The sequence below is a fragment of the Pseudoalteromonas xiamenensis genome (assembly GCF_030994125.1).
Taxonomy (GTDB): domain Bacteria; phylum Pseudomonadota; class Gammaproteobacteria; order Enterobacterales; family Alteromonadaceae; genus Pseudoalteromonas; species Pseudoalteromonas xiamenensis_B.
The window spans coordinates 485,817-507,834 of the sequence record NZ_CP099918.1 but is presented as its reverse complement, the minus strand read 5'-3'; the positions used below and the strand labels follow the sequence as shown (position 1 = coordinate 507,834).

15 protein-coding genes are annotated in these 22,018 nt (G+C 43.3%); 10 read left to right on the top strand and 5 right to left on the bottom strand.

The genetic code is table 11. The features are described 5' to 3' along the window. Positions 1 to 3: 3 nt before the first annotated feature. On the top strand, positions 4 to 447 hold the full coding sequence (locus tag NI389_RS19380; RefSeq protein WP_308363138.1) for a YaiI/YqxD family protein: 444 nt from the start codon (positions 4 to 6) through the stop codon (positions 445 to 447). A 38-nt stretch (positions 448 to 485) separates the two neighbouring features. Here NI389_RS19380 and NI389_RS19375 read toward each other — a convergent pair whose 3' ends face one another. The 4 genes from NI389_RS19375 to NI389_RS19360 all read right to left on the bottom strand — a co-directional run bounded on the left by NI389_RS19375 (position 486) and on the right by NI389_RS19360 (position 7,163). Next, entirely contained in the window at positions 486 to 1,733 is a 1,248-nt protein-coding gene (locus NI389_RS19375) for a hybrid sensor histidine kinase/response regulator (protein ID WP_308363137.1), read from the bottom strand. Next, entirely contained in the window at positions 1,726 to 4,101 is a 2,376-nt protein-coding gene (locus NI389_RS19370) for a response regulator (protein WP_308363135.1), read from the bottom strand. The genes NI389_RS19375 and NI389_RS19370 overlap by 8 nt, the downstream gene beginning before the upstream one ends. A gap of 66 nt (positions 4,102 to 4,167) precedes the next feature. Continuing rightward, positions 4,168 to 5,775, bottom strand: coding sequence for a ligand-binding sensor domain-containing diguanylate cyclase (locus tag NI389_RS19365; protein WP_308363134.1), 1,608 nt, complete (start codon positions 5,773 to 5,775; stop codon positions 4,168 to 4,170). Then, the gene (locus NI389_RS19360) at positions 5,766 to 7,163 is read right to left on the bottom strand and encodes a ligand-binding sensor domain-containing protein (RefSeq protein ID WP_308363133.1); all 1,398 of its coding nucleotides are present in this window, start codon (positions 7,161 to 7,163) and stop codon (positions 5,766 to 5,768) included. Before NI389_RS19360 ends, NI389_RS19365 begins: the two co-directional genes overlap by 10 nt. Positions 7,164 to 7,721: 558 nt before the next feature. On the opposite strand from NI389_RS19360, the gene NI389_RS19355 reads away from it, so the two are divergent. The 9 genes from NI389_RS19355 to NI389_RS19315 all read left to right on the top strand — a co-directional run bounded on the left by NI389_RS19355 (position 7,722) and on the right by NI389_RS19315 (position 20,862). Further along, on the top strand, positions 7,722 to 8,435 hold the full coding sequence (locus NI389_RS19355; protein WP_308363131.1) for a hypothetical protein: 714 nt from the start codon (positions 7,722 to 7,724) through the stop codon (positions 8,433 to 8,435). 755 nt (positions 8,436 to 9,190) lie between these two features. After that, complete coding sequence (locus tag NI389_RS19350) at positions 9,191 to 12,883, top strand: PKD domain-containing protein (protein ID WP_308363130.1); 3,693 nt, start codon at positions 9,191 to 9,193, stop codon at positions 12,881 to 12,883. A 13-nt stretch (positions 12,884 to 12,896) separates the two neighbouring features. Beyond that, positions 12,897 to 14,879, top strand: coding sequence for a Hint domain-containing protein (locus NI389_RS19345; RefSeq protein ID WP_308363129.1), 1,983 nt, complete (start codon positions 12,897 to 12,899; stop codon positions 14,877 to 14,879). Positions 14,880 to 14,927: 48 nt separating this feature from the next. Continuing rightward, the gene (locus NI389_RS19340; protein ID WP_308363128.1) at positions 14,928 to 16,169 is read left to right on the top strand and encodes an internalin; all 1,242 of its coding nucleotides are present in this window, start codon (positions 14,928 to 14,930) and stop codon (positions 16,167 to 16,169) included. Between the two features lie 10 nt (positions 16,170 to 16,179). Next, positions 16,180 to 17,019, top strand: a complete 840-nt coding sequence (locus tag NI389_RS19335) for a GEVED domain-containing protein (RefSeq protein WP_308363127.1) — start codon at positions 16,180 to 16,182, stop codon at positions 17,017 to 17,019. Between the two features lie 11 nt (positions 17,020 to 17,030). Next, entirely contained in the window at positions 17,031 to 17,804 is a 774-nt protein-coding gene (locus tag NI389_RS19330; protein ID WP_308363126.1) for a hypothetical protein, read from the top strand. Further along, positions 17,798 to 18,535, top strand: a complete 738-nt coding sequence (locus tag NI389_RS19325; RefSeq protein ID WP_308363125.1) for a hypothetical protein — start codon at positions 17,798 to 17,800, stop codon at positions 18,533 to 18,535. Before NI389_RS19330 ends, NI389_RS19325 begins: the two co-directional genes overlap by 7 nt. A gap of 49 nt (positions 18,536 to 18,584) precedes the next feature. Next, complete coding sequence (locus NI389_RS19320; protein WP_308363124.1) at positions 18,585 to 19,724, top strand: hypothetical protein; 1,140 nt, start codon at positions 18,585 to 18,587, stop codon at positions 19,722 to 19,724. A gap of 100 nt (positions 19,725 to 19,824) precedes the next feature. Then, positions 19,825 to 20,862, top strand: a complete 1,038-nt coding sequence (locus tag NI389_RS19315; RefSeq protein WP_308363123.1) for an NAD(P)H-dependent flavin oxidoreductase — start codon at positions 19,825 to 19,827, stop codon at positions 20,860 to 20,862. Between the two features lie 67 nt (positions 20,863 to 20,929). Here NI389_RS19315 and NI389_RS19310 read toward each other — a convergent pair whose 3' ends face one another. Beyond that, on the bottom strand, positions 20,930 to 21,970 hold the full coding sequence (locus NI389_RS19310; protein ID WP_308363122.1) for a M28 family metallopeptidase: 1,041 nt from the start codon (positions 21,968 to 21,970) through the stop codon (positions 20,930 to 20,932). Between the last annotated feature and the right edge of the window lie 48 nt (positions 21,971 to 22,018).

The following is a 22,018-nucleotide window of genomic DNA, read 5'->3' as shown; positions in this document are numbered from 1 at the left end:
ATAATGCAAATTTGGGTGGATGCCGATGCATGCCCTGCGGTGGTACGCGAAATTCTGTTTAGAGCGGCAGAAAGGAAAAAACTAGTGACAACGTTTGTTGCTAACCAAAACGTAAAGCTGCCGCCTTCGCAATTTTTAAAGTCATTACGGGTGCAAGCCGGGTTTGATGTTGCAGATAATGAAATCGTTGCACGCTCCAATTCCGGTGATTTAGTCATTACGTCTGATATTCCGCTTGCGGCAGAATTGATCGAGAAAAAGGTACTAGTGATTAATTTTAGAGGGGAGCAATACACCGAAAACAGTATCCGAGAACGACTCAACATGCGGGACTTTTTTGATACTCTGCGAAGTAGCGGGATACAAACAAAAGGTCCTGCCGCGTTTAGTCAGCAAGACCGAAAAATGTTCGCTGACGCGCTAGACCGCATTCTTGCAAGGGTGTAAAGGGCCTTTACAAATTCATTTTTGGCAATTCATGAGTTCTAATGCACTGGCACAGAGTCAAGACGCATCGGCAATTCCAACTTGAATCCAGTGCCTTCATCTAACTTTGAGTACATGCTCATTACGCCACCCAATTTGTCTTCGACCAGTTTCTTTACGATAAACAAACCAAGGCCACTGCCGCCATCGCCAGATTTGGTCGTGAAATACTTATCGAAGACTTTATCCATAATGCTTTGTTCAATACCTTTACCATTGTCCTCAATGGAGAACAAAACATTTTTAGCACCCGATGCTTCAACCTGAATACGAATTGTACCCAGACGATTTGGTTCAAACGCATGGAGTAAACTGTTGTTAATGAGGTTTATCAATACTTGAGAAAGCGCGCCTGACATCGTGTGCATAATAATGTCTTTGGGACAATCAATGGTTAGCGTATGAGGACTCCGTTTTAACTTTGGTGTTAGAATGAGCGCGATATCTTCTAAGAACGTGGCCAGATTTATGTCGATAATTGTTTCATTAAATTCGCCCACCACGATGTCTTTGAAACTGGCAACGAGTTTATTCGCGTAGGTCATACTAGACCCAACAAGTCGCAAACATTCTTGTCCGTAAGTGATAAAATCAGTAAGTGACTCTTTGTTGAGTTGTTGTTGTCCGAAGGCTATTTCAAGCGCATCCAGCTTATCTTTCATACTTGAAATTGCTGTGTTGGTTATACCTAAAGGAGTACCTAGCTCATGGCTCATTTCGCCAACAATTTCCGCTAAGTGACTCATTCTCTCAGACTCTTCGAGTTGTGCGGATTTCAGTTCGCTTAACGTCGCTAGTTCTATATTGTAGTCTCTAAGCTGTGAAATGAGTTCGTCGCGCAGCACAACCAGTTTTCGTAACTGGAGATGGGTACTAACGCGAGCAAGTAGCTCTTCTTGGCGTATCGGCTTTGTCACGTAATCCACGGCACCACTTGAAAATGCCTCTACAATATCGGCAATTTGGGTTTTGGCGGTTACAAATATCACGGGAATTTCTTTGACATCAAGCAGTCCCTTCATTCTTCGGCACGTTTCAAATCCATCGATGCCGGGCATCATTACATCCAGCAGGATCAACTCAGGTTGAAAGAGGGTGGCTACCTGAATGGCTTTTTCGCCGTTTAACGCAAAGGCGACCTCATAACCCTCCGCTTCTAAAATGTTGGTCATTAACTCTAAGTTTTCTTTCTTGTCATCAACAACCAATATTTTGCTGCCATCCAGTTTTATTGGGCTTTTAGACATGTTGAGTTTCCCCCAAAGCGTTAATCAAGCCATCCATGTCATAGTTGTCGATAAATCCAAGTAGATATTCGGCGAATCGCTTCTGCTCACCGATTGGCTCGAATTCGGCGTTGATGATCTCTTTCACTTTAGAAAGGCGATTCATTGAAGCGGCTTGTCTCAGGGCGTTCAAGGTGGCTTCTTGAACATTTAAATCGGCAAAAGAAGCTGTTGGCTCTTCGACGTTCGTATCCAAATCATCGAGTTGGATATCAAATGAATCCGGGAAATAGTGAGTTAAACACTCGAATATTTCGCTAAATCGATAGGGTTTAGGAATAAATCGATTGAAGCCAATGCTAAGATAATATTGGATTTCATGACTTAAGCTAAACGCAGAAATGGCGACGCAAATGAGTTTTTCGAAACGCGAGTCCTCACGTAGTAACACGATGAGTTCATCACCGCGCATGACGGGCATTAGAAGGTCAATAAAGGCGATATCGTAATGCTTTTGTTGTAATAGTTGAAACGCTTCTTGGCCATTGGCGGCTTCATCAAATTCAATATTGCAATCAGACAGTACAGAATTGAGTACTTCTCTGTTTTCTGGGTTGTCATCTACGACTAAGGCTCTGAATATTCGATCAGGCTTAAGTGTAATCGCGTTCAATTGGAGTAAGGGCTCTGAGTTGACGGGTTCTTTGGCTGGTTCGAAATTTAACGTAAAGTAAAAGTTGGCCCCTTTCCCAAGGGTCGAACTGACTTGGAGTTTACCGCCCATCATCGCAATTTGCTTGGCCGAAATAGCAAGCCCAAGACCGGTGCCGCCTTTTTCTAAACCGGCCTGACCTTGGCTAAAATTACTAAAAAGCGTGGCTTGTTCTTCGTCGGAGATACCTGGTCCCGTATCAATTACACTAAATCGATGGCCTGATTGGGTTTTTTCTAACCGTAACGTGACGTCTCCATGGTCAGTAAACTTAACCGCATTACCTAACAAATTAATGATTATTTGCCTCAATTTAGCTTGGTCGGCATAGACGGGTAATGATTCTGAACAGTGATTATCAAACTTAAAATGCAACCCTTTTTGTTCGCATCTTAAACTTAACATTGCGCCGATTTCATGTAGGAGTCCAACTGCATCAAAGCTCAGAGGTTTCAATACCATGGCACCGGCTTCAATTTTTGAAATCTCGAGCACGTCGTTAATAATATCCAGTAAATGCTCTCCCGCCTTACTGATTTTAGATAAGGTATTTATGTGATCATCAGGCATATTTGATGCGCGCGAAAGCACTTGAGCAAAGCCTAGAATGGCATTCATGGGAGTACGAATTTCATGGCTCATGTTGGCCAGAAATTGGCTTTTTGCAATGCTTGCTTGCTCTGCTTTTTGATTTGCGGTGGTGAGCGCTTTTGTACGTTCAGTCACTTTGATTTCTAACTCGTCATTCATCGACGATAACGTTTCATTGAGCCATATATTACTGCACGTAATCACTAGATTTTGACTCAAGGTGGTTAAAAGGAGTTGCTCTTCGTTTGAAATCGCTTCCGGATATTCCAAAACTAAATACAAACAAACGCCACTGTGGTGGCAGTGCAAGAAGATAACAGCATGCTCATCGACGATAACGTTTTGCATGTCAGAGGGGTCTAGAGTGTGTTGTTTTAACTTTTCAAAGACCTCCATCCAAGGCCAGTCTGTGCTGCGCCCAAGTTCAGAAAATTGTTGGTCATTTTTCTCTACAATCGCAAATTTTACTTCGGTTTTGCGCTGTAGTTCAGCGAGTGGCAGTGTTGTCGGGAGTGTCTGTTGCAAGGTTTGAATACAGTCATGCGATGTGGATGTCTGCAAAAGTTGCGCATTACAATGTACTATTTTTGAAAGCGCTAAATGTAAACAAGCCTGTTGGTGCAATTCTTTGTAGCTTCGCAGTGCACCCAGTACGGTTGCAAACAGCCGGTCACTTGTGAGCTCGGTTTTATTTTTGTAGTCATTGATGTCGTATTTTTGCATCACTTGCTTTTCAGGTGCGCAGCCTGGTTGACCTGTTCTTAAAATAATCCTTGAAAGTTGATTGCCAAGTGCCTCACGGCAGTATTTCGCGACGTCTAATCCAGCCGTATCACTCTCCATGACGACATCGAGTAAAATGACCGCGATATCGTCGTGTTCTTTTAACACTTGGATCGCATCTTCACCTGAGTGTGCGTCTAAAAAGGAGAGCGCTTTGTCCTTGAATTTGAAATTAGATAAGGCCAATTTAGTCAGCGCGTGTATGTCTGGCTCATCATCGACAATTAATACTTTCCAAGGGGCGTAGGTCGTACTACAAACTTTTTGATCTTCGCCACCAAATAACGACTCAAAGTCACTCATAGTGGGAGTTTTCGATTATTCAACAACTTTAAAAGTGTAGTTCATGAAACGTGGGGTGGCGAAAATTTATCCCCCAATATCTCGGCGTTCCTCTAATGAAACAATGTCTTTGGTGGAATGGTGTATTTTTACGTGAGGATCACTTACTAGAGATTGAAGAGGTGCCTCCTGAATTTCATTCAACGACTCAACACTTAATGGCACTAATATTTCAATCCATATCCAGCCATCTTTGCCTTGTTCTTTGACCATGTACATCGCTTTGTCCGCCATGTTCAATGTGCCTTCAAAGGCTTTTATGCCGAAATTGAGACTTGGATTTGTACAAATTCCAATAGAGGCGCTTAGTGAACGGCCATGAGGCCAATGCGTGAGTCTAAGGGTTTGGATTAAGCGAGTTGCCATATGGCCGATGCCATCATCTTGTTCAGCAATGATTACAAACTCTTCACCACCCCAACGGAGAATATGGTCTTGCGCTCGACAATGACGACTGAGCAGCGTGGCGAAAGTAACAAGCACTTCATCGCCCACGGCATGTCCAAATTCATCATTAATCTTTTTGAAATCATCAATATCGATTAGAACGACCGTTAAGCGTTTCTTGTTTTCGACGTTTTCGAGAATTTTCTCTAAGTTTTGGGTTAGATAGTGCCGGTTGTACAAACCCGTTAAGGAATCCCTTAAGCTCGCGATGAGTAGTTGTTCATTTGCTAAAGTAAGTTGTTGATTAACATCATTTAATTCAGTGGTTCTTTTCGCTACTTGCTCTTCAAGCTCTTGCTGTCGAATTAACAGAGAGCGTGAACGCAATCGCCAAATCAAGACAATAAAACCGCCACAAGCTGCAATGAACAATAAGTTGAACCACCATGTTTCGTGCCAAAGCCGTCTTTTACTTAACACCACTTCGGTACTTTTGCTCCAAGCGGGATAACCTTTATGCCTGACTTGAACTCTGAACGTATAGTCGCCTCCTGGCAAATTGGTGTAGAGGGCGTCGCGAGTACTGGTGGCGTGTTTCCAAGTGGCATCATAACCAACCAATTGATAGCGAAATTCCAATCCACTCGTTTTTCCATAATGTGGTACAGTAAAGGTCAACCGCCAGTCTCGTTCGTGTGGTTCTAGTTGGTAAGGTGGGAGGATCTCTCGGCCATTGGCTTCCAAACGTTCAAAAAGGGGGCGAGTAGCGGGAGAGGGTTGCTTCAAAAGACGGTGATAAATGTGCAAGAGTCCATTGACGGTCGGTAAATAACTTTCCTTTGAGAAGGTAATGCCTTTGTTGCTGCCCGCACCATTACAGCAGCGATTTTGTTCGTTTTGAGAACCGTTGCCCGTATTGTCCACCACTAAACTGTGTCTAAGAGGTCCATTTTCGATACTCCTCATATCGATATTCATAACCCCCTGAAGTCCAGCCCAAAGTAAATTGCTGCCCAGTTCTGCTACGTAAGTAACGTTATCCATAGGAAGGCCTTGTTCAACACTTAATTGTTGCCAAGTTCGACCATTATAAATGAACAAGCCATGTTGAAAGGTACCTACCATCAGCCGACCATCCGACAATTCACTCATATAGGATATGAATGTTTTGTCTAAAATTGTGTGATTCACTTTTCTGAATGAATCGCCACTTTGGGTCAGTAGCCCTTTTTCAGTGCCTATCCACATTTGGCCCTGATATTCATATAAAAAACGGGCACCGCCGTATTGATTGTTAGAAAAAAAGGGAGCTCCTGAATTGTGTCATTGCCATATACCCAAAGACCTTGTTGAGTACCAAGCCATATTTGGTCGTGAGAGGATTTGACGATAGAGTTTATTTGCGTTTGCGCGAGCGCTTCAAATTGCTTTATACGTTGATGTGTTTTCACGTCATAAACGTACAGACCCCCTTTTGTTCCAAGCCAAAGTTCATTTTTCTGAGCGTCAAAGTAAAAGCTATAAACGGCGGGATTATCTGGCTCTGGGAAAAGCAAAAATGGTTCAAAATGGTCCCCAATTTGTTGGTAGAGCCCAGTCGCCGTGCCGACAATGAAGGTTTGCTGGACGAGCCCTACACTCCAAATAAAGGGTTCGGCAATCCCTTGTTCTGTAGGAATATGATGTGCTGGGTTTAAATCACTTCGAACTAAACCAGAAATCAACGTACCAAGCCACAAATTGCCTGATTCATCAACATATCCATCTAGAATTAAACTGAGAATTGGGTTCGCTTTGTAACTTACCGATTCCATGATTTTGCCTCGATATAGTCGATAAAGCGTTGTTTCAGTACCAACCCAAAGCGTATCATCATTTTGTTTAAATAAAGCGCGGATAGATGGAAGTTCTTCTTCAACTAGCGCGATAGGATGCCATTGTTGGTCATCTGCCAGATAGTAAAGACCTTGTTGTGTACCAAGGTAGGTGAGTCCCTGATATTCTATAATGGATTGGATTTGCCAAGCAGGTGGAAAGCGAGTGCCCAGAGGAATGAACCGATTACCACTTAAACAGCCAAATACGGTTAAGGTACTTAAACACAAACGACTGTTGATTATCGCAAGCTGACTTACGGATTCGAGTGGCACTTTAGGGTTAATTAACTTGCCATTTTGATATTCGTATAAGTTGCCTGCCGCCACGTATATCTTTCCATCCGGCATTTGTAGCATGTCGACGACACGACCTGATTGTGTCTTTGATGTATCAATCGATTTAAACTCATCGTTGACCATTCTAAAAAAGGCACTGTCTGTTGCTATCAGCAGTTCTTTAGTGTTGGTCCAAAGTAACTTTTTTATTCTTGGATTTTCGAGCAAATCCGAATGCTGTTGAGAATAGGTCGTGAATTTATCACCATCAAATTTCACAACCCCTTTTTCGGTCGCGAGCCAAAAAAAGCCCTTATCGTCTTTGGCGATGTCATAAACACTTACCTGTGGTAATCCTTCACTGATTGACCAATTCTGCATGTTGTATTGAGATAAAGGCCAAAACTCACCAGCATAGCTATTTACACAGGTTAAACTGTAAAAATATAACCATAAGCTAAGCGTAATGCGTATTTTCACCATGCTTCGTCGTTACCTTCAGGGTTACGCTGTTAAATAAGTTCACCCGCGTTCGTGTTTTAATTGCTTCATTTAAAAAAGATGACATCTCAAACTAAGCGGTCTACGCCATGTTGCTCGTACCTAAATCTCTCTTTTTTTATCCTATAATTTTTCGATCACCATCTTGATTATTCAGGTTTTCAACCTTTCAGCAACCTTGTCTAAATATGCATTTATGGAGTCGAGCGAGTTGGATACTTATGTTTTCGCCATCGTCCTTAATCGTAGTTCAAAATTCAAAATGTCACTAGGAAGGCCGATAGATTGTTGATTGTTTTGGAAGAACATTACGTGAATGACGGTGAATTTGTGTTGCTTAAAGACGGGGTAGAACAATGTTACCTAAAATCATTAAAAAATGGTGATTTTCACTAAAATTTAGTTTTTATTCTAAGGTGGACTTGCTAAAAAAAACAAATCAACTTTAAGTAATTGAAAAGTAAAGATAAAAAAACTGGCAAGTTACTTGCTGTAGGTCTATATCGTTACCGCACTTAAAAAATTAAAAAAGGAAAGTGGATGTTTAAGAAGTTAGTTGTTGTTGGACTTGCTATTGCAATGTCGGGTTGTGTAATTCATATAGATGGGAATAGTGGCAAGAAAGCAACAGAACACGTAACCGAATCGCTGACTTTAGACGCTAACGACATCAAGTTGTTAACAGCAGATTTAGGGGCTGGTGATATAAAAATCGTTGGAGTTGAGGGACTGAATGAAATCCAGTTGTCGGCTAACATTTTGACGACGCCAGAAAAAAACTATCAGTTAACACTTAAAAGGCGAGGTAATACAGCGGAATTAGTGGCCACACAAAAGGTGGAGATTGGGTTAGTCTGGTATTCGGGCAACAGTCCTAGAATTGACCTTGAATTGAAAGTACCTGCGACTTTGGCGCTCGACATACATGATGAAAGTGGTGATGTTAGCATAGCGAATGTTAAAGGCCATATTGAATTAGAAGATGGTTCGGGTGATATTGATATTTCGAATTCAGGTAGTGTAACAATTGAAGATGATTCCGGGTCGATAAGCATTAAAGATGTTGTGGGTAATGTCGATATTGAAGACGGCAGTGGCGACTTAGTCATTCAGAATGTCACAGGCAACGTCAAAATTTCAGACGGGTCTGGTGATATCGACGTGAATGGTGCTGAACGTCTTGAAATTGTGGATTCTGGTTCTGGTGATGTATCAATCAATAATATCCGAAGCACGGTTGTCGTTGACGATTAAAACCCGCTCGTCTTAAGTTTCACGTAAAATGCAGGATAGCCCTGCATTTTGCTTTTTCAGCGATGAATTAGCTCAAGTTTTTTGTGACTGCCTACGATTTTCCTATTCTCCCTCTGTGTGCTTGTTGAAAAGCTCAAATTCGACACTGTATGTTGTATCGAAAAGCGCTAATTACGGTCAGCATTTACCCCATCGACCTACGTAGCTGAATCTAAATAGCGTATTACACAGAGCCGCGATTTAAGTTTCAGGCTAACCCATCAATTCCATTACGCAATCCTTCACTTATCAGTTCAAGGTTTTTGAATAGTCCTTCAAGAAAGCGGTGCTGAGCTGTGCCTTTATTGTGTTTTTTGTTGAGGTATTGGAAACCCATATTCCATAACGTAATAACTTATTCCTTTTGTTAAGTGAAATTATGGTCCGATCAATTTGTAACCAAAACAACATTATTCGCAATTTGTGTTGCATAAAATACATCAAAAGATTTGTGTGATTACTCTATTTACTATCCTCTTAATTCGATTAAACCCTTATTTGTAAGGGTTTTTAGATCATTTCGTGATTCAAAATAAATTTTCTTTTATTACATTGGGTTAATAAAAAGTTAATTAAAGGTTATTTTAAAGGCGATTTTAATTCTATATATTGAGTGAAAACTCAGCATCGAGCGTGGGTTCTATTTTAAATACCAAGTTGTCTCAAAGGTTTGCTTTGAAGTTGGAGGAAGTTAAGACCATTTAAATGGAGTGAGTATGCATCGGGTAAAGTACCTCTGTACGTTAATCGGGTTATTAGCAACCCAAGCTTCAGCGGCAGACAAAATCCCACTTTTCAATCAAATTGAAAGTGCTAAACGAATATTTGATCTTGAACAAGTACGTTCTCAACAAGTGAATTCAAAGCCTGTTGTGGCATTGACGAGACGACAAAACGATCGTGTTTCGACAGAATCGGATGCGCAGAATTATCGATTCAATGTGCTAAATGAGCAGTCCATCGATGCCCAAACTATTCTCACCGTGCAGCAAAGCTACAACGGTTTACCGATTTGGGGGCATGAGCTTGTCTTGCTTCTTGATAGCAAAAAGCAGCTCGAACAGGCATACGGCTCTTTGGTAGAGGGTTTGAACGCTGATTTGCCTGAGTTTCGTTTAGCGTCAAGCGACAAGCTTGCGCAAATCCAGGCACAGTTCATTGCAACGTTTTATCAAGATAACGAACGCGTTTTCCGTAATGAAACCGTATCTCAAGTTATTTTCATTGATGAAAACAACATCGCCCATCATGCGGCCCTGATCCAATTTTTCACTGATGTGGTGAGTGACAAGTCACAACCTGAAAAAGTCATAGCTTTTCTTGATATTTCAAATGGTAAGTTACTCTCGAAATTTGACGGCTTACACCGCTTTGACGTTGAAGGAGGAAGCGGTCCTTCAGGTAATGCGAAGGTCGCTCGAGATGATTATCAACAATCTGGCTATGCAGCCTACCCACCAACCACCTTTGTCGTTCGTTTAGAAGCGGAAGGACAAGGTAGTAACTGTTATTTTGATGCGAAGAACGTTGAAACGCGTAATTATGCGCACAACATTACTGCAGTGGATACGCCTTATCGTTACGACTGTACCACGTCAACCCGCAATGATTTTCAACCTTTCCATAACGCCAATAACCCACTCAATGATGCGCATTTTCATGCTCAAACAGCAAGTCTGATGTATGAAGCCTATCTTGGACACAAGCCATATTTTGACCAAAAAATCGTCCAAAACGTGCATTATGGCATCAACATGGATCAAGCGTTTTACGAAAATGGCCAAATTTACTTAGGCGACGGCGATTTTCTATTTTACCCAATGGTTGCGCTTGATGTGGTGGCACACGAGATCTCGCATGGGTTTACGGAAGAGTTTGGTACTTCAACGCCTAAATCGATGTTAACTGGGCAAGCTCGTGCCATTAACGAGGCTTTCTCTGATATGGCGGGTGAAGCGGCAGAGTATTTTCTAAAAGGCACAAATGACTGGTTAAGCAATACAGAAGCCTATCGATTAGACGAGGCGTTACGTTATTTCGCAGAACCAAAGAAAGATGGCGCGTCTATCGACCATGTTAACGATTACGACAACAGTATATCGGCGCATCATGGTGCTGGTGTATTCAATCGTGCATTTCATTTTTTAGCCACAAACAAGATGGGCGAAGTTGAAAGTCCATGGACAACGAAATACGCGTTCATTCTTTTTGCTAATGCCAACAAATACTGTTGGACAGCAAACAGCACTTACGAAAGCGCTGCGGATTGTGCATTCAGACAAGCAAGTTCAATTGCAACTTTACTCACTAATGATGGTGTTAAAAAGGCCGATGGTTCGTCTTGGAAAACGTTTGAACTGAAAAATCACATTCGTAAGGCATTTGCTCAAGTTGGCATTTCGCTAGACGTAAATAAAGGTGTTGAAGCTGAGTTTGGTTACGACCGTCGTTTCTTAGCCTATCAGTTTAAGAACCTGACGAATTTCGATGGCAATGTCGTCGAGGGAAGCAGTGGTGCAACAAATTGGCAATGGCATTGGGATTTTGGTCATGATGGTGCCACCAGTAATGCGATTGCCCCAACCCATACTTTTCCTTCCGCCGGTGTTTATACCGTTACGTTAACCGCAACATCTCCGCAAGGGGTGAGTGATTTGTACCAACTGAATGTCACCGTAAACGACTCGTACTGCGCTGCAAATGGCGTAAATCACGATAAATACTTCATTTCAAAAGTGACGTTAAATGGCACTGAAAAGGCATCTGGCTCAACGGGCTATTCCGATTTTTCGGCAAATCCTGTGATCTTACAAGATGGAAACAAGTTAAATGTGACCATTGATGCGGGTAATCATGCCGATACGCAGGACAAAACCAAAAACTTCTATGTGTGGCTTGATAAAAACGACGATGGACTATTCGACAAAAACGCAGAACTTGTTTTATCGGGCAGTAACAAAACCACGTTTACTGGCAGCTTGTCGCTCACAGGCGAGCTCGACAAAGTGTATCGCCTTCGCACCGCCGTATCGTTTGGCTTACTTAAGCAAGCCTGTGGTGATATCTCATGGGGTGAAATTGAAGATTACAGCGTACATTTAATCGAAAACACCACACCCGTTACGCTTTCTATACAAGAAACAATGGGGGTGAATTTGGTGTCGTTTAGTAACAACACGGTTGATGCGCGCATCGAACATTGGCGTTGGAGTTTTGGTGATGGGGCACAAAGTTCGGATAAATCACCAACATATGAATACAGCCGAAGTGGTGCATACGACGTTGTGTTACGCGCGCTAGATAAACACAGTAATGAACTGGCTCGTTGGTCAAAAACAGTCAACTTTCAAACTCAAATTACACCGCGCTTTGAGTATTCGGTTACAGGTAAAACATTGAGTGTCAATGCGATGTCGAGTGTTATGCCAAAAGGCAGTACGGTGTATTGGGAATTTGGTGATGGCTTTACGTCTACGCAAATGCAGACTTCCCATACCTATGTTGAAGAGCGCGCCTATAACGTTACATTGACAGTGCGCCATGACGACGGCGATAAGCAAACAAGCAAAGAAATCACACTGGGTGAAGGCACTTTCAAGCCACAGCTTACGCACACGGTGAAAAAGCTCGACAATGGTCAGTATGAAGTCGCATTTATCAATGACACGCTGAAGCCAAGTGATCTTAGTGGTTCTTATAAGTTAATAAAACTAATCTGGAATTTTGGTGATGGTTCACCAGTTCAAGAAGTCTCCAGCTACGATTTTGGCAAAGACAACGTGCATGTTTATGACGCAGGTAGTTTTACACCATCATTGGAAATTAAGTATTACAACAAAAATTGGGATTACGTTTCTGGCATCACAAGCTTACAACTTGAACTGAAACCTGATGAACCTATTGCCTATTGCCAAGCGAGTGGTTTTACGGAATACGAGCACATCAAGAATGTAACGTTCAACCAAGACGGGCCGTTTACGAATGGCGAATTGCCTGGCGTTGTAAATCCAAACAATCCGATTCGACTCTATGTCGGTCAAAGCAACACTTATCGTATCGAAGCAGACTACGCAGGTGATGACAAGTTTGCTGAGAACTACCACGTTTGGATAGACCTGAATCAAAACGGTCAATTCGGTGATGGAGATTGGCGAAATGACAAGTCAGAACTCATCATCGCGGATTTTGATAACACCACACAAGATTTTGGCAACGGATTTGTGCAAGGCACATTCCAATTGCCAGCCAACTTAATCAAAACAGGGACTACACGTACACGTATGCGTATTTTGCAGTACTACGATTTTAGCCGAATCAACAGTATTGACCCTTGTTCTGACTACAGCAGTTCTGCGACCCCGGGAAGCGGAGAAATCGAAGATTATCTCGTTGAAATCATAAAAAATTAAAGGAAATATACAAATGAAAAAGCCTACGGTTAAACAGTTTGTACCGATGCTCTTGGCACTCTCTGTCAGTCACGTTTTAACGGCTTCTGCAACAGAAGTGGTTGATGTAAAGGATGCGGCAAATGTGATGTCTCATTCAACAGGTCCAGCGGCATCTAAAGGTGCAGAGATTACAAAACGAAATGAACAAGGTGTTCGTAAGTTGGATATGACCAATCCACAACATTACAAGTTGGCGAAAGAGCGTTTGAACCGCGCAAATCGCCCTGCAAGTAAATTCCCGCAATTACACAAAACGCTGGATGAACTACGTACGCAGCAATTTGCAGCAAAACGTGCCGCTGCAATGACTACAGCAGAAACGTTGCCACCAGTAAGTGAAACGGAAGTGGACGTGATTAAAGAAGCGCATTTGTTCTTAGACATGAACATTGCGGTATCTAGCGACAACAACGAACCTTATTTGATGGTTCGTGCGAAAAGTTCACGTTTTGGCGGCACTAAAGCTACGTACATTGACATCTTACTTGAAGATGAAAACGGTAATCAGCTTGCGCCGCTTGGCAGTACAATGAACGTATTAGATGGTAAAGATACTTTAGCAACGTCAGTGGTTTCATTGAAAACGTTGAAACAGCAGTTTCCAAATGTAGAAACTATTTACGCAAGTTCGTATGTTGAGTTAGAGAACGAAGATGGTTCGATTAGTTCAACGATCAAGTACACTGAGTACCCATTTTCTTGGGACCACATCGGTGCGGCTTACCAAACGGCAGGCTTAAATTCTGCAGATAAAATTGCGGCAAAAGATGAGATGAAAATAAACTCGGTACTCGAAGATGGGCGTCCTCGTTATACTGCAGTTCATCCAATTGACCACAACAACGATGCGGTAATTAAAATCTGTTTGAACCGTCAGCACGCTGACTGTGACTACGCGCCGGATCAAGTTGGTAATGCAAACGAAATTACCAACGTAAATATCCCGTTCAACGGCGAAATTCGTGTTGGTCATGAAATTACCGAAATTTACCCAACCGATTTACCAATTGACCAACGTCCTAACGGCGTAGATGAACTAACCAACATCTATCTTCAAGAAGGTAACTATGGCGGTGCAACAAAGCAAAGCTACCGTGGCCTTGGCAGCACAGTGAAGCATTTCTCCGATTACCTTGAAGTGGAAGTGGATACGGTAAATAAAGAGTCGATCATCCGCTGGAACATTCCTCGTGCGGAAGGTCGCTTTGGTAACGCGAAACTGTTCTCAAATATCGCGCAAGCTAACTGGTACATGACATTTGCCGTAAAAGGTTTCCCTTACTTCAAACGTCGTGGCAGCACAGCTCAACCAAAAGCATTCCAAATTTCGATTACCTCTGAGCAAGCTGCGCGCTTTGGTAACTATTACAGCGAAGTGTTGCCGCTGATGAAGTTGGGCTATAGCTGTTTAGCAACGGGGACTTTGATCACGATGGCGGATGGTTCACAACAAGCAATCGAATCAATAGGTAAAGGTGATTTGGTCCGTGGTGCACTTGCGAGTAATCCTCACTTAACAGAAACAATGAAAGTGGTGGATGTGTCTGTTGGTATCGAGGCTATCAAGATGTATCGCATCAAGGGCAGCCACGGCACGAACTTGTTAATGACTGAAACTCACCCAGTTTCGACAGTAAATAAAGGTATTGTTTGGGCAAAAGAACTGGTTGCGGGTGATCAAATCTTAACTGAAGAAGGTTCAGTATTGGTGACTAAAGTCGACACGGAAAGCTACAAAGACAAAATCTACAACCTACGACTTGCACCAAATGAAGGCTCTAAGTTCACTGAAGCGCGTAACTTCGCCATGTTCGCCAATGGTGTAGCGGTGGGTGATCTTGGTACACAAGACGAGTTTAACTACAAAGATCAAAACATCCGTCTTTCACCTGAAGAAATCCTTCAAAAGCTGCCTGAAAAATGGAAAACAGACTACCTCAATAGCCTGAACTAAGCGCCTAGGGACCTGTGCTCACAGGTCCCCATTCAAAAGGAAATTAACATGAAATATCGATTATCTCCTCTTGCGCTTGCGCTAGGGGTTGGGTTCGCTGTTGCCACTAATATGGCTGTCGCAGCCTCTATGCCCGCTGAATTAAATGCAAGTGCATCATCATCTGAGTTGGATACCCTGAATTTAGGTACCGCATATCACAGTGAAAAAGAAGGTTACTACGCGCTGCAAAGTGTGCGCGGCAAAGTCGACGAAACCTACGGCAATACCGAAATGGACTTTGTTGTGGGTGTAGATATGAGCTACACACAGTTGTCGAATATGCTTGATGGTAATTTAGGTGCCGCGCTCGATGTCCCGGTGATTAAAGTGGATGTGGGCGCAAGCTACTCGAAACAAAATGCGGCGGATAATTACACGGGGACCTACACGCTGTTTTTATCATTGAAGCCGAAGAAGCGTTTGCTTGTTGCCGATCCGCAAACGGGTTATTTGCCAACTCAGGCAGCAATCGACTTGGTTAACGAAAACCCGGGCGATAAATTTAATAACGTGGGCAATGAGTTTGTTTCAGCAATGGAATACGGTTCACAAGTGATGGTGACGCTGAAATTCCAATATAAGAATGACGAAGACAAAGTGAAGTGGGGCGGTCAGCTCGGCGTGGATTGGGCGGGCAAAGTGAGTGTCAGCGGTAAACTGCAAAAAGTAGACTCCGACGTTAAACGCAACATCAAAGTGACCGTTTCCGCATTGCAACTTGGTGGTGATCCGACGCAGCTACTTAGTGTTATCCCAAACCAATTAGTGAACTGTACGATGGAAAATCCAACACCCTGTTTTGATGTGTTCAAAAATACTATCGACTATGTGAAGACTAATTATGTTAAGCAGTTCAATGCGTTGGATGACTATAACGTCACAAAAGTATTTACCTCGAACTACAAAGATTCAGGCCCTAGCTTGATGAGTTTAGTGCCTGAAGATACGTATCCTGCAAAAAGTATCCTCACCAAACTTGCCATGAAAAACATGAGTGATGCTTGGGTAGCCGCTATTTTGGATAACCGCCGCGCGGATAACCTCATTAACTATTACGGCAGTGAGTTGAATAATCAACAGCGTTCTGCAATTGAACAAATACGTGATAACGCGTTGTTCAATTCTTTCATCTTGGCAGATGCTGTGGCGTATTGTAAACGCAACCCAATTGGTAGTTACTGTAGAACGCGTGAGGTCGACACTCAATCTCGCCTCAACCAATACGACAAAAAATGGTTAGAGTTGTAAGGAGAAGCACATGATGAAGCCATTACTATCCGGCGTTACCGTTGCAATGCTTGCAGCGATTACTGCGCCAAACGCCTTTGCGACAGACACCGTATTTGAGTCGCGCGACATTTTGTCACCATCACAAGCTCTAGGTCGCTTTCAATGGTTGGAAAAGTGTTATCCGGGTCTACTCATTGAAGTAGCTGACAACGTTTTTGACCCGTCGAATCCAATCCCAAATGAAGAGAAAATCGCGAATCTGAAAAAAGCCTTGTTATATAAAAATGGACAACTGCGGTCAGATGCTCGTTACATCACTTTTGGTGATGAGGAACAAATGAACCCGAAAAACTGGTTTGCAGGAAAGAGTCCGACAGATAGCTGTAATCAGATCCCATCGGATTACCGCATTAGTGCAATGATGATTTCTCCTACTATTCCAACGTACTGTCCAACGAAATCGCGTGAGCGCGATTATGAACACATCAAGAAAGTCACGTTTGCAGGGCTTGAAAATAGCTCGGCGAACACGTTTTACAGTAACTATGTAGGTGAAACGGCGCGTTTGTACCGTGACCGCAGTTATGAACTTACTCTCACTCCTGGTTTCGCGACAGAAGAAACCTATCCAGAAACATGGCATGTATTTATTGATTGGAACCTCGATGGTGATTTCAAAGATACCGGTGAATCCATTTTCGCTGGCGTTTCTGAACAGCCGCTCACTATCCAAGTCAAAGCGCCAGCGGGTGCCAAAGCAGGCGTCACCAAAATGCGCGTTACGATGGATTACTTGGGCGGTAACAATGACGCTTGTAAAGAAATTGATTCGGGTGAGGTAGAAGATTACCTCCTTTATTTGAAATAGAGGGTAAGAACATGAAAAAGACGACAAGTACGATTTTGCTTGCCCTTGCAGCAAGCAGCTCTGTCTTCGCAATGTCGGATGACAACACTGAAGTGAAGCTACTGCAAAAAGCGCAAACTTTGAATACATTCCAAAGTGAAATACCGGGGTTAATGAATGACCACGTCGTGCTCGGTACAGCGTACAACAGTGACAAAAAACTGTTTTTAAATGTCCAAACTGTTGCCGGTAAAGTATCAGAAACCATGGGGAACACGCGTGTTCAATTTGAACTCGTCAATAATGGTAGCTACGACGAAGTGTTGAGCCAGCTGAACGGTAACGTGGATGTCGATGTAGGTTTTCCTGTAATTCGAGTCAGTGCAGGCGGACATTTAGCCAAAGAAATGGCGTCAACGGAATTCTCGAACACCTATACGTTCCAAGCATCACTCACACCGAAAAAGCGCGTGTTGCAACCTTTAGATGCAAACGCGGGCTTTACGTTAACGCCGTCTGGCAACACATTGGCGAACGAGTATCAAAGTAAATTGATGTCGATGGCAGGGGATGCGTTCATCTCAGAAATTGAGTATGGGGCACAGCTGCTTATCAACATGAAAATTGAATACTTAAGTGAGCAACATAAGAGTGAAATCGGTGGCTATTTGGGCGTAAGTTACGGTGCAGGTAATATTGGCATTAAAGTCGATGGCAAACTGAACTACATTGATGAAGATCTCAAAAAGAGCGTGCGCATTACGGTTCGGGCCCTACAAAAAGGGGGGACCCAAAACAATTGCTGAACATCATTCCAAACAACATCATTACGTGTTCGCTTGATAACTACAAACCGTGTTTTACGTTGTTTGAGCAAGCAGTGAACTACGCGAAAAATGATTTTGGTGCGCAGTTTAACAGCCTGTCGGATTACAACGTGGTTCGTTATAAAGCGACACCCTATGAAGTGAGTTCATTAGATGTACGTCGCCTTGACTCTGGCAACCGTGATATTCGTTTTGAAACTACGTACCGTACCCTTTGGCTTGAAGACCAATTTAAAAAGTCGGTAAACCATGAATATCGTGCTCGCGGCGTACTGGCGCAATATGCAAGTTGGATGACTGAAGCGCAGCGTTCAAAAGCAGAACGCGTAAAAGACGCAGCCTATGGCAATGCTTGGATCTATGAAGAGCAAGCGCGTATTTGTCGTGACAACCCGTATGGCACAGCTTGTACGGATAGTTGGAATGATTATTTAGCAACCTGTGGCACAAGTGGCGTAAATTGTATTGTGGACTATAGCCTTGCAGATTTAAACATTCCTGCTGACAACATGACGCAATATTTCAAATGTGAAAACGCGCGTGAGGCAACGGCAAACTTCGGTGTTGAAGACAACAATACGTCTTTAGGTTATCGCAACTTGGGTTGGGCTCCTACGTTCGTAGACCCAGATGAACCAGCAAAAGGTTTGATGGTTTGGCTTCCATGTAAAACCGCACTTCCTACCTACGGTACGTCTTTCGACAACTAATCAAAAGCGGGAGGGAAACCTCCCCCTTTTCGAAGCTTTGAGGTCATTTATGTTTAAAACACACGTTGCAGCCCTTTTCCTACTTTTGTTCGTTCAGCCCTTCGCTTGGGGTCAATCTTTCTATTCACTTGGTACACCAAATGAGCAACTTGGCCAAGGGTTTGAGCTTGAAAACGGCGTCACGAAAGAAGCGTGTCTGGATGGAGATTGGGTGTTCCAAGGTGGTAGTATGGGCGAATTGAGTTATCGAGGTGCGTTTGACTCGAATACCATGATAAATACCATTGCGGGGAGCGTCCAAGGCGGAATTAACTTAGTGATATTCGGTGGTTCGGTGAAGTTTTCAATGCGTCGCCGAGTGACCGAGAATAGAAATAGTGCAGCGTCCGTGATTGAACTTGGCTATGAAAAAGGCAGTTATAATTTCGAAAACCGAACGGTTAAGCCTGCGTTTAGCGACCTACTTAAGCACGATCCATTACAAGCAAGAAATCGCTGTGGGAATAGTTTTATTCACAATATTCGATTGGGATCAAAGCTGTATGTGTCGGCTAAACTTCATTTTAAAACGCGTGAAGAATACGAGTGGTTCCAGACAAAAATCAAAATTAAGGTACTGTTCTTCAAAAAAACGATTACCAAGACAAAAGAATTTTTAGACGCAACGAAAAATGCGGTATATTCCATTCAGGTCAATACGGATGGGGGAATGACTCCAAAGTTGGCTCAACTCACTCAACATGGTCCTATGCACTGTAAAACCGACAATCTAGAACCGTGCATGGCCTTCGCTGATGAACTGTTTGGGTATTTACTGGATGGTGGCGATTATGGTCGAGATTTAACGGATCAACACCTCAATGTGATTAAATACGACGTAGAACGCTACGAAGATTCGGGTCATTATGATTTAGCGAATGCTGGGACGATTGCCATTCCAACACGATACAAAGAACTCTCCGCTCGCTTACGTGGATATCAAGATCTGGTGTGGGATGAGATTGAGCGATTGTCAGCATTTGTTGCTGTCACAGACGATACAACGGAGCGTGCTTCACTGAATAGTCGATTACAGAGCCGACAGAATCAATCGACAACGCTCGCTGCTGCGAGTGACTACTGTGCTACTTTACCGGGCACGTCACTGTGCGAATCGCGTATCGAGGCTGCCATCGCGACAGTGGATTAATCTTCCTACACAATAAATCGACTGTAAATGGACAGTGAAACGGGGTACATTGGTCCTATATGACTGCAACTCGCGCAGTCTTTATCGTTAAAGGATTAATATGGATAGCAATTTCAAAACCTTACTCGGTACGGAGTTACCGGTGATCCAAGCGCCGATGGCTGGTGTACAAAACAGCGCCCTAGCCATCGCGGTATCAAACGCAGGTGGTTTAGGGTCGCTGCCTTGTGGCATGTTAAGCACAGAACAAATCGTTAGTGAACTCGAGCTTATGCGTGCCAACACAAATAAGCCTTACAATTTGAATTTCTTTTGTCATACAGTCCAGCCCTTTGACGAAATGCGACAAAAACAGTGGCAAACGCGGTTACGCCCTTTTTTCAGCGAGTTAGATAGCGAATTTGATGAAAGCAAGAAAGGCAGTAGCCGAGTTCCCTTCAGTCATGAAGTGGCAGATGCTATTGAAGCATTTGCTCCTCCATTTATCAGTTTTCATTTTGGTTTGCCAGAACCGAGCCTTCTCAAGCGTGTGAAAGCGTGGGGGGCAAAAGTGGTGTCATCCGCGACGACCGTGGAAGAAGCCTTATGGTTAGACAAAAACGGGGTTGATGGGATCATTGCACAAGGTAACGAAGGAGGGGGGCATCGCGGGATGTTCTTGACCAATGACATTACATCACAGCTCAGTATGATTAGCCTTGTCTCGCAAATTGTAGATAAAGTCAGTGTTCCCGTGATTGCGGCAGGTGGCATTGTGGACCGTAACACGGTTAAATCGGCATTAGCTTTGGGTGCGTCAGCAGTACAAGTTGGTACAGCCTACTTGCTATGTAAAGAAGCACTTACTTCTAAGTTACACAGAGCCGCGATTAAAAGTTCAAGAGCGTCACACACTGCTCTCACGAATGTTTTTTCTGGGAAACCCGCTCGAGGTATTGTGAATAGAGCAATGGTCGAATTAGGTTTTATGAGTGAACTTGCGCCGTCGTTCCCTTATGCATCGATTGAAATGGCTCAGCTTCGTAGCGTTGCTGAACTGCGCGGGTTAGACGATTTCTCACCACTTTGGTGTGGTCAGAATACTACAGGGTGCAAAGAGGTGTCGGCTGCTGAACTCACACTCTCGCTGGTGGACTGAGTGCTAAACACGTTTGCAAGACGAGATCGTCTCCGTGAAACTGAGACGATCCACAATGTGACTTTCGCTAAAGTGATTTCTTAAGCACGTAATTTGAAAGTAACTCGACATTTGCGTCGAACTGGGTGGTAATTTTTTCTTTTAATTCCCCAATCATTTGTGCCTGCGAATCGTATTGGGTATGCCAAATTTGGCCCCATTTCTTTTCGTCCTTTCTGTCACAGGCACCGAGTTTGGTTTTGTCATAACATGTCCAAAATTTCGATTCCGCCGTTTGTGAATAGCCATCGTACCCGTCTTTTCCATGCAGTGTGAAGTTAGTCGCTTCGATGTATGCTGTTGGAATACCTTGGCATGCAAAAGGCGCATGGTCTGACCATTCACCCGTTTCACCTTCAGGATAATCAACGGTCTTGGGGTGTAAGCCGTATTTGATGGTTTTAATGTTCGCTGCGTCCGCAAGCAGCGCATCTCTTAACGTTTTGCTCGAATTGAAATCAATACCATTGTAGCGATCACACGCATACGGTACGGTATGTGCACTGTGAATATAGAGATTGTCGCCACCGATAACGGTGTCGAGGTTTATCATACCAATGACTTTAGTAAGACTTGCGGCTTTAGCATTGACGTAATGAATCGACCCGTGAAGCCCCATTTCTTCCGCACCGAATGACACCAATCGAACTGTGTAATATGGCTGCTTCCCCACTAAATTATGTGCAATACCTAATAAGGTTGCGGCACCCGATGCGTTGTCCGTAAAGCCACTTGAACCTTCGCGGCTAGGTACGGCATCATAATGAGCACCAATGATCAGCACATCGTCGGATTGACCTGTAATCTCAATTTCGAGATTGCGTGTGGTGAGTGTTTTTTCTCCGAGCTGGAATTGAAATTCGTCTACTTGTGCTTGATAACCCAATGCTTGGTATTGTTTTACTAGCCACTGAGCTGCTTTTGCTTCTTCTTCCGTACCGCCAACACGATTACTGAATTGGGAAGCTAAGTCTACCATGGCTTCCCAGCCAACATTTTTCTGTGCGTAAACATTCAGGCTTGTCAGGCTAAACAGTAAGCCGAAGGTGAAAGGTTGGAGCGATCTCATTATTTCTCTTTGTTATTGTTTGACCGTTTTCAGAAACGTACCACAGAG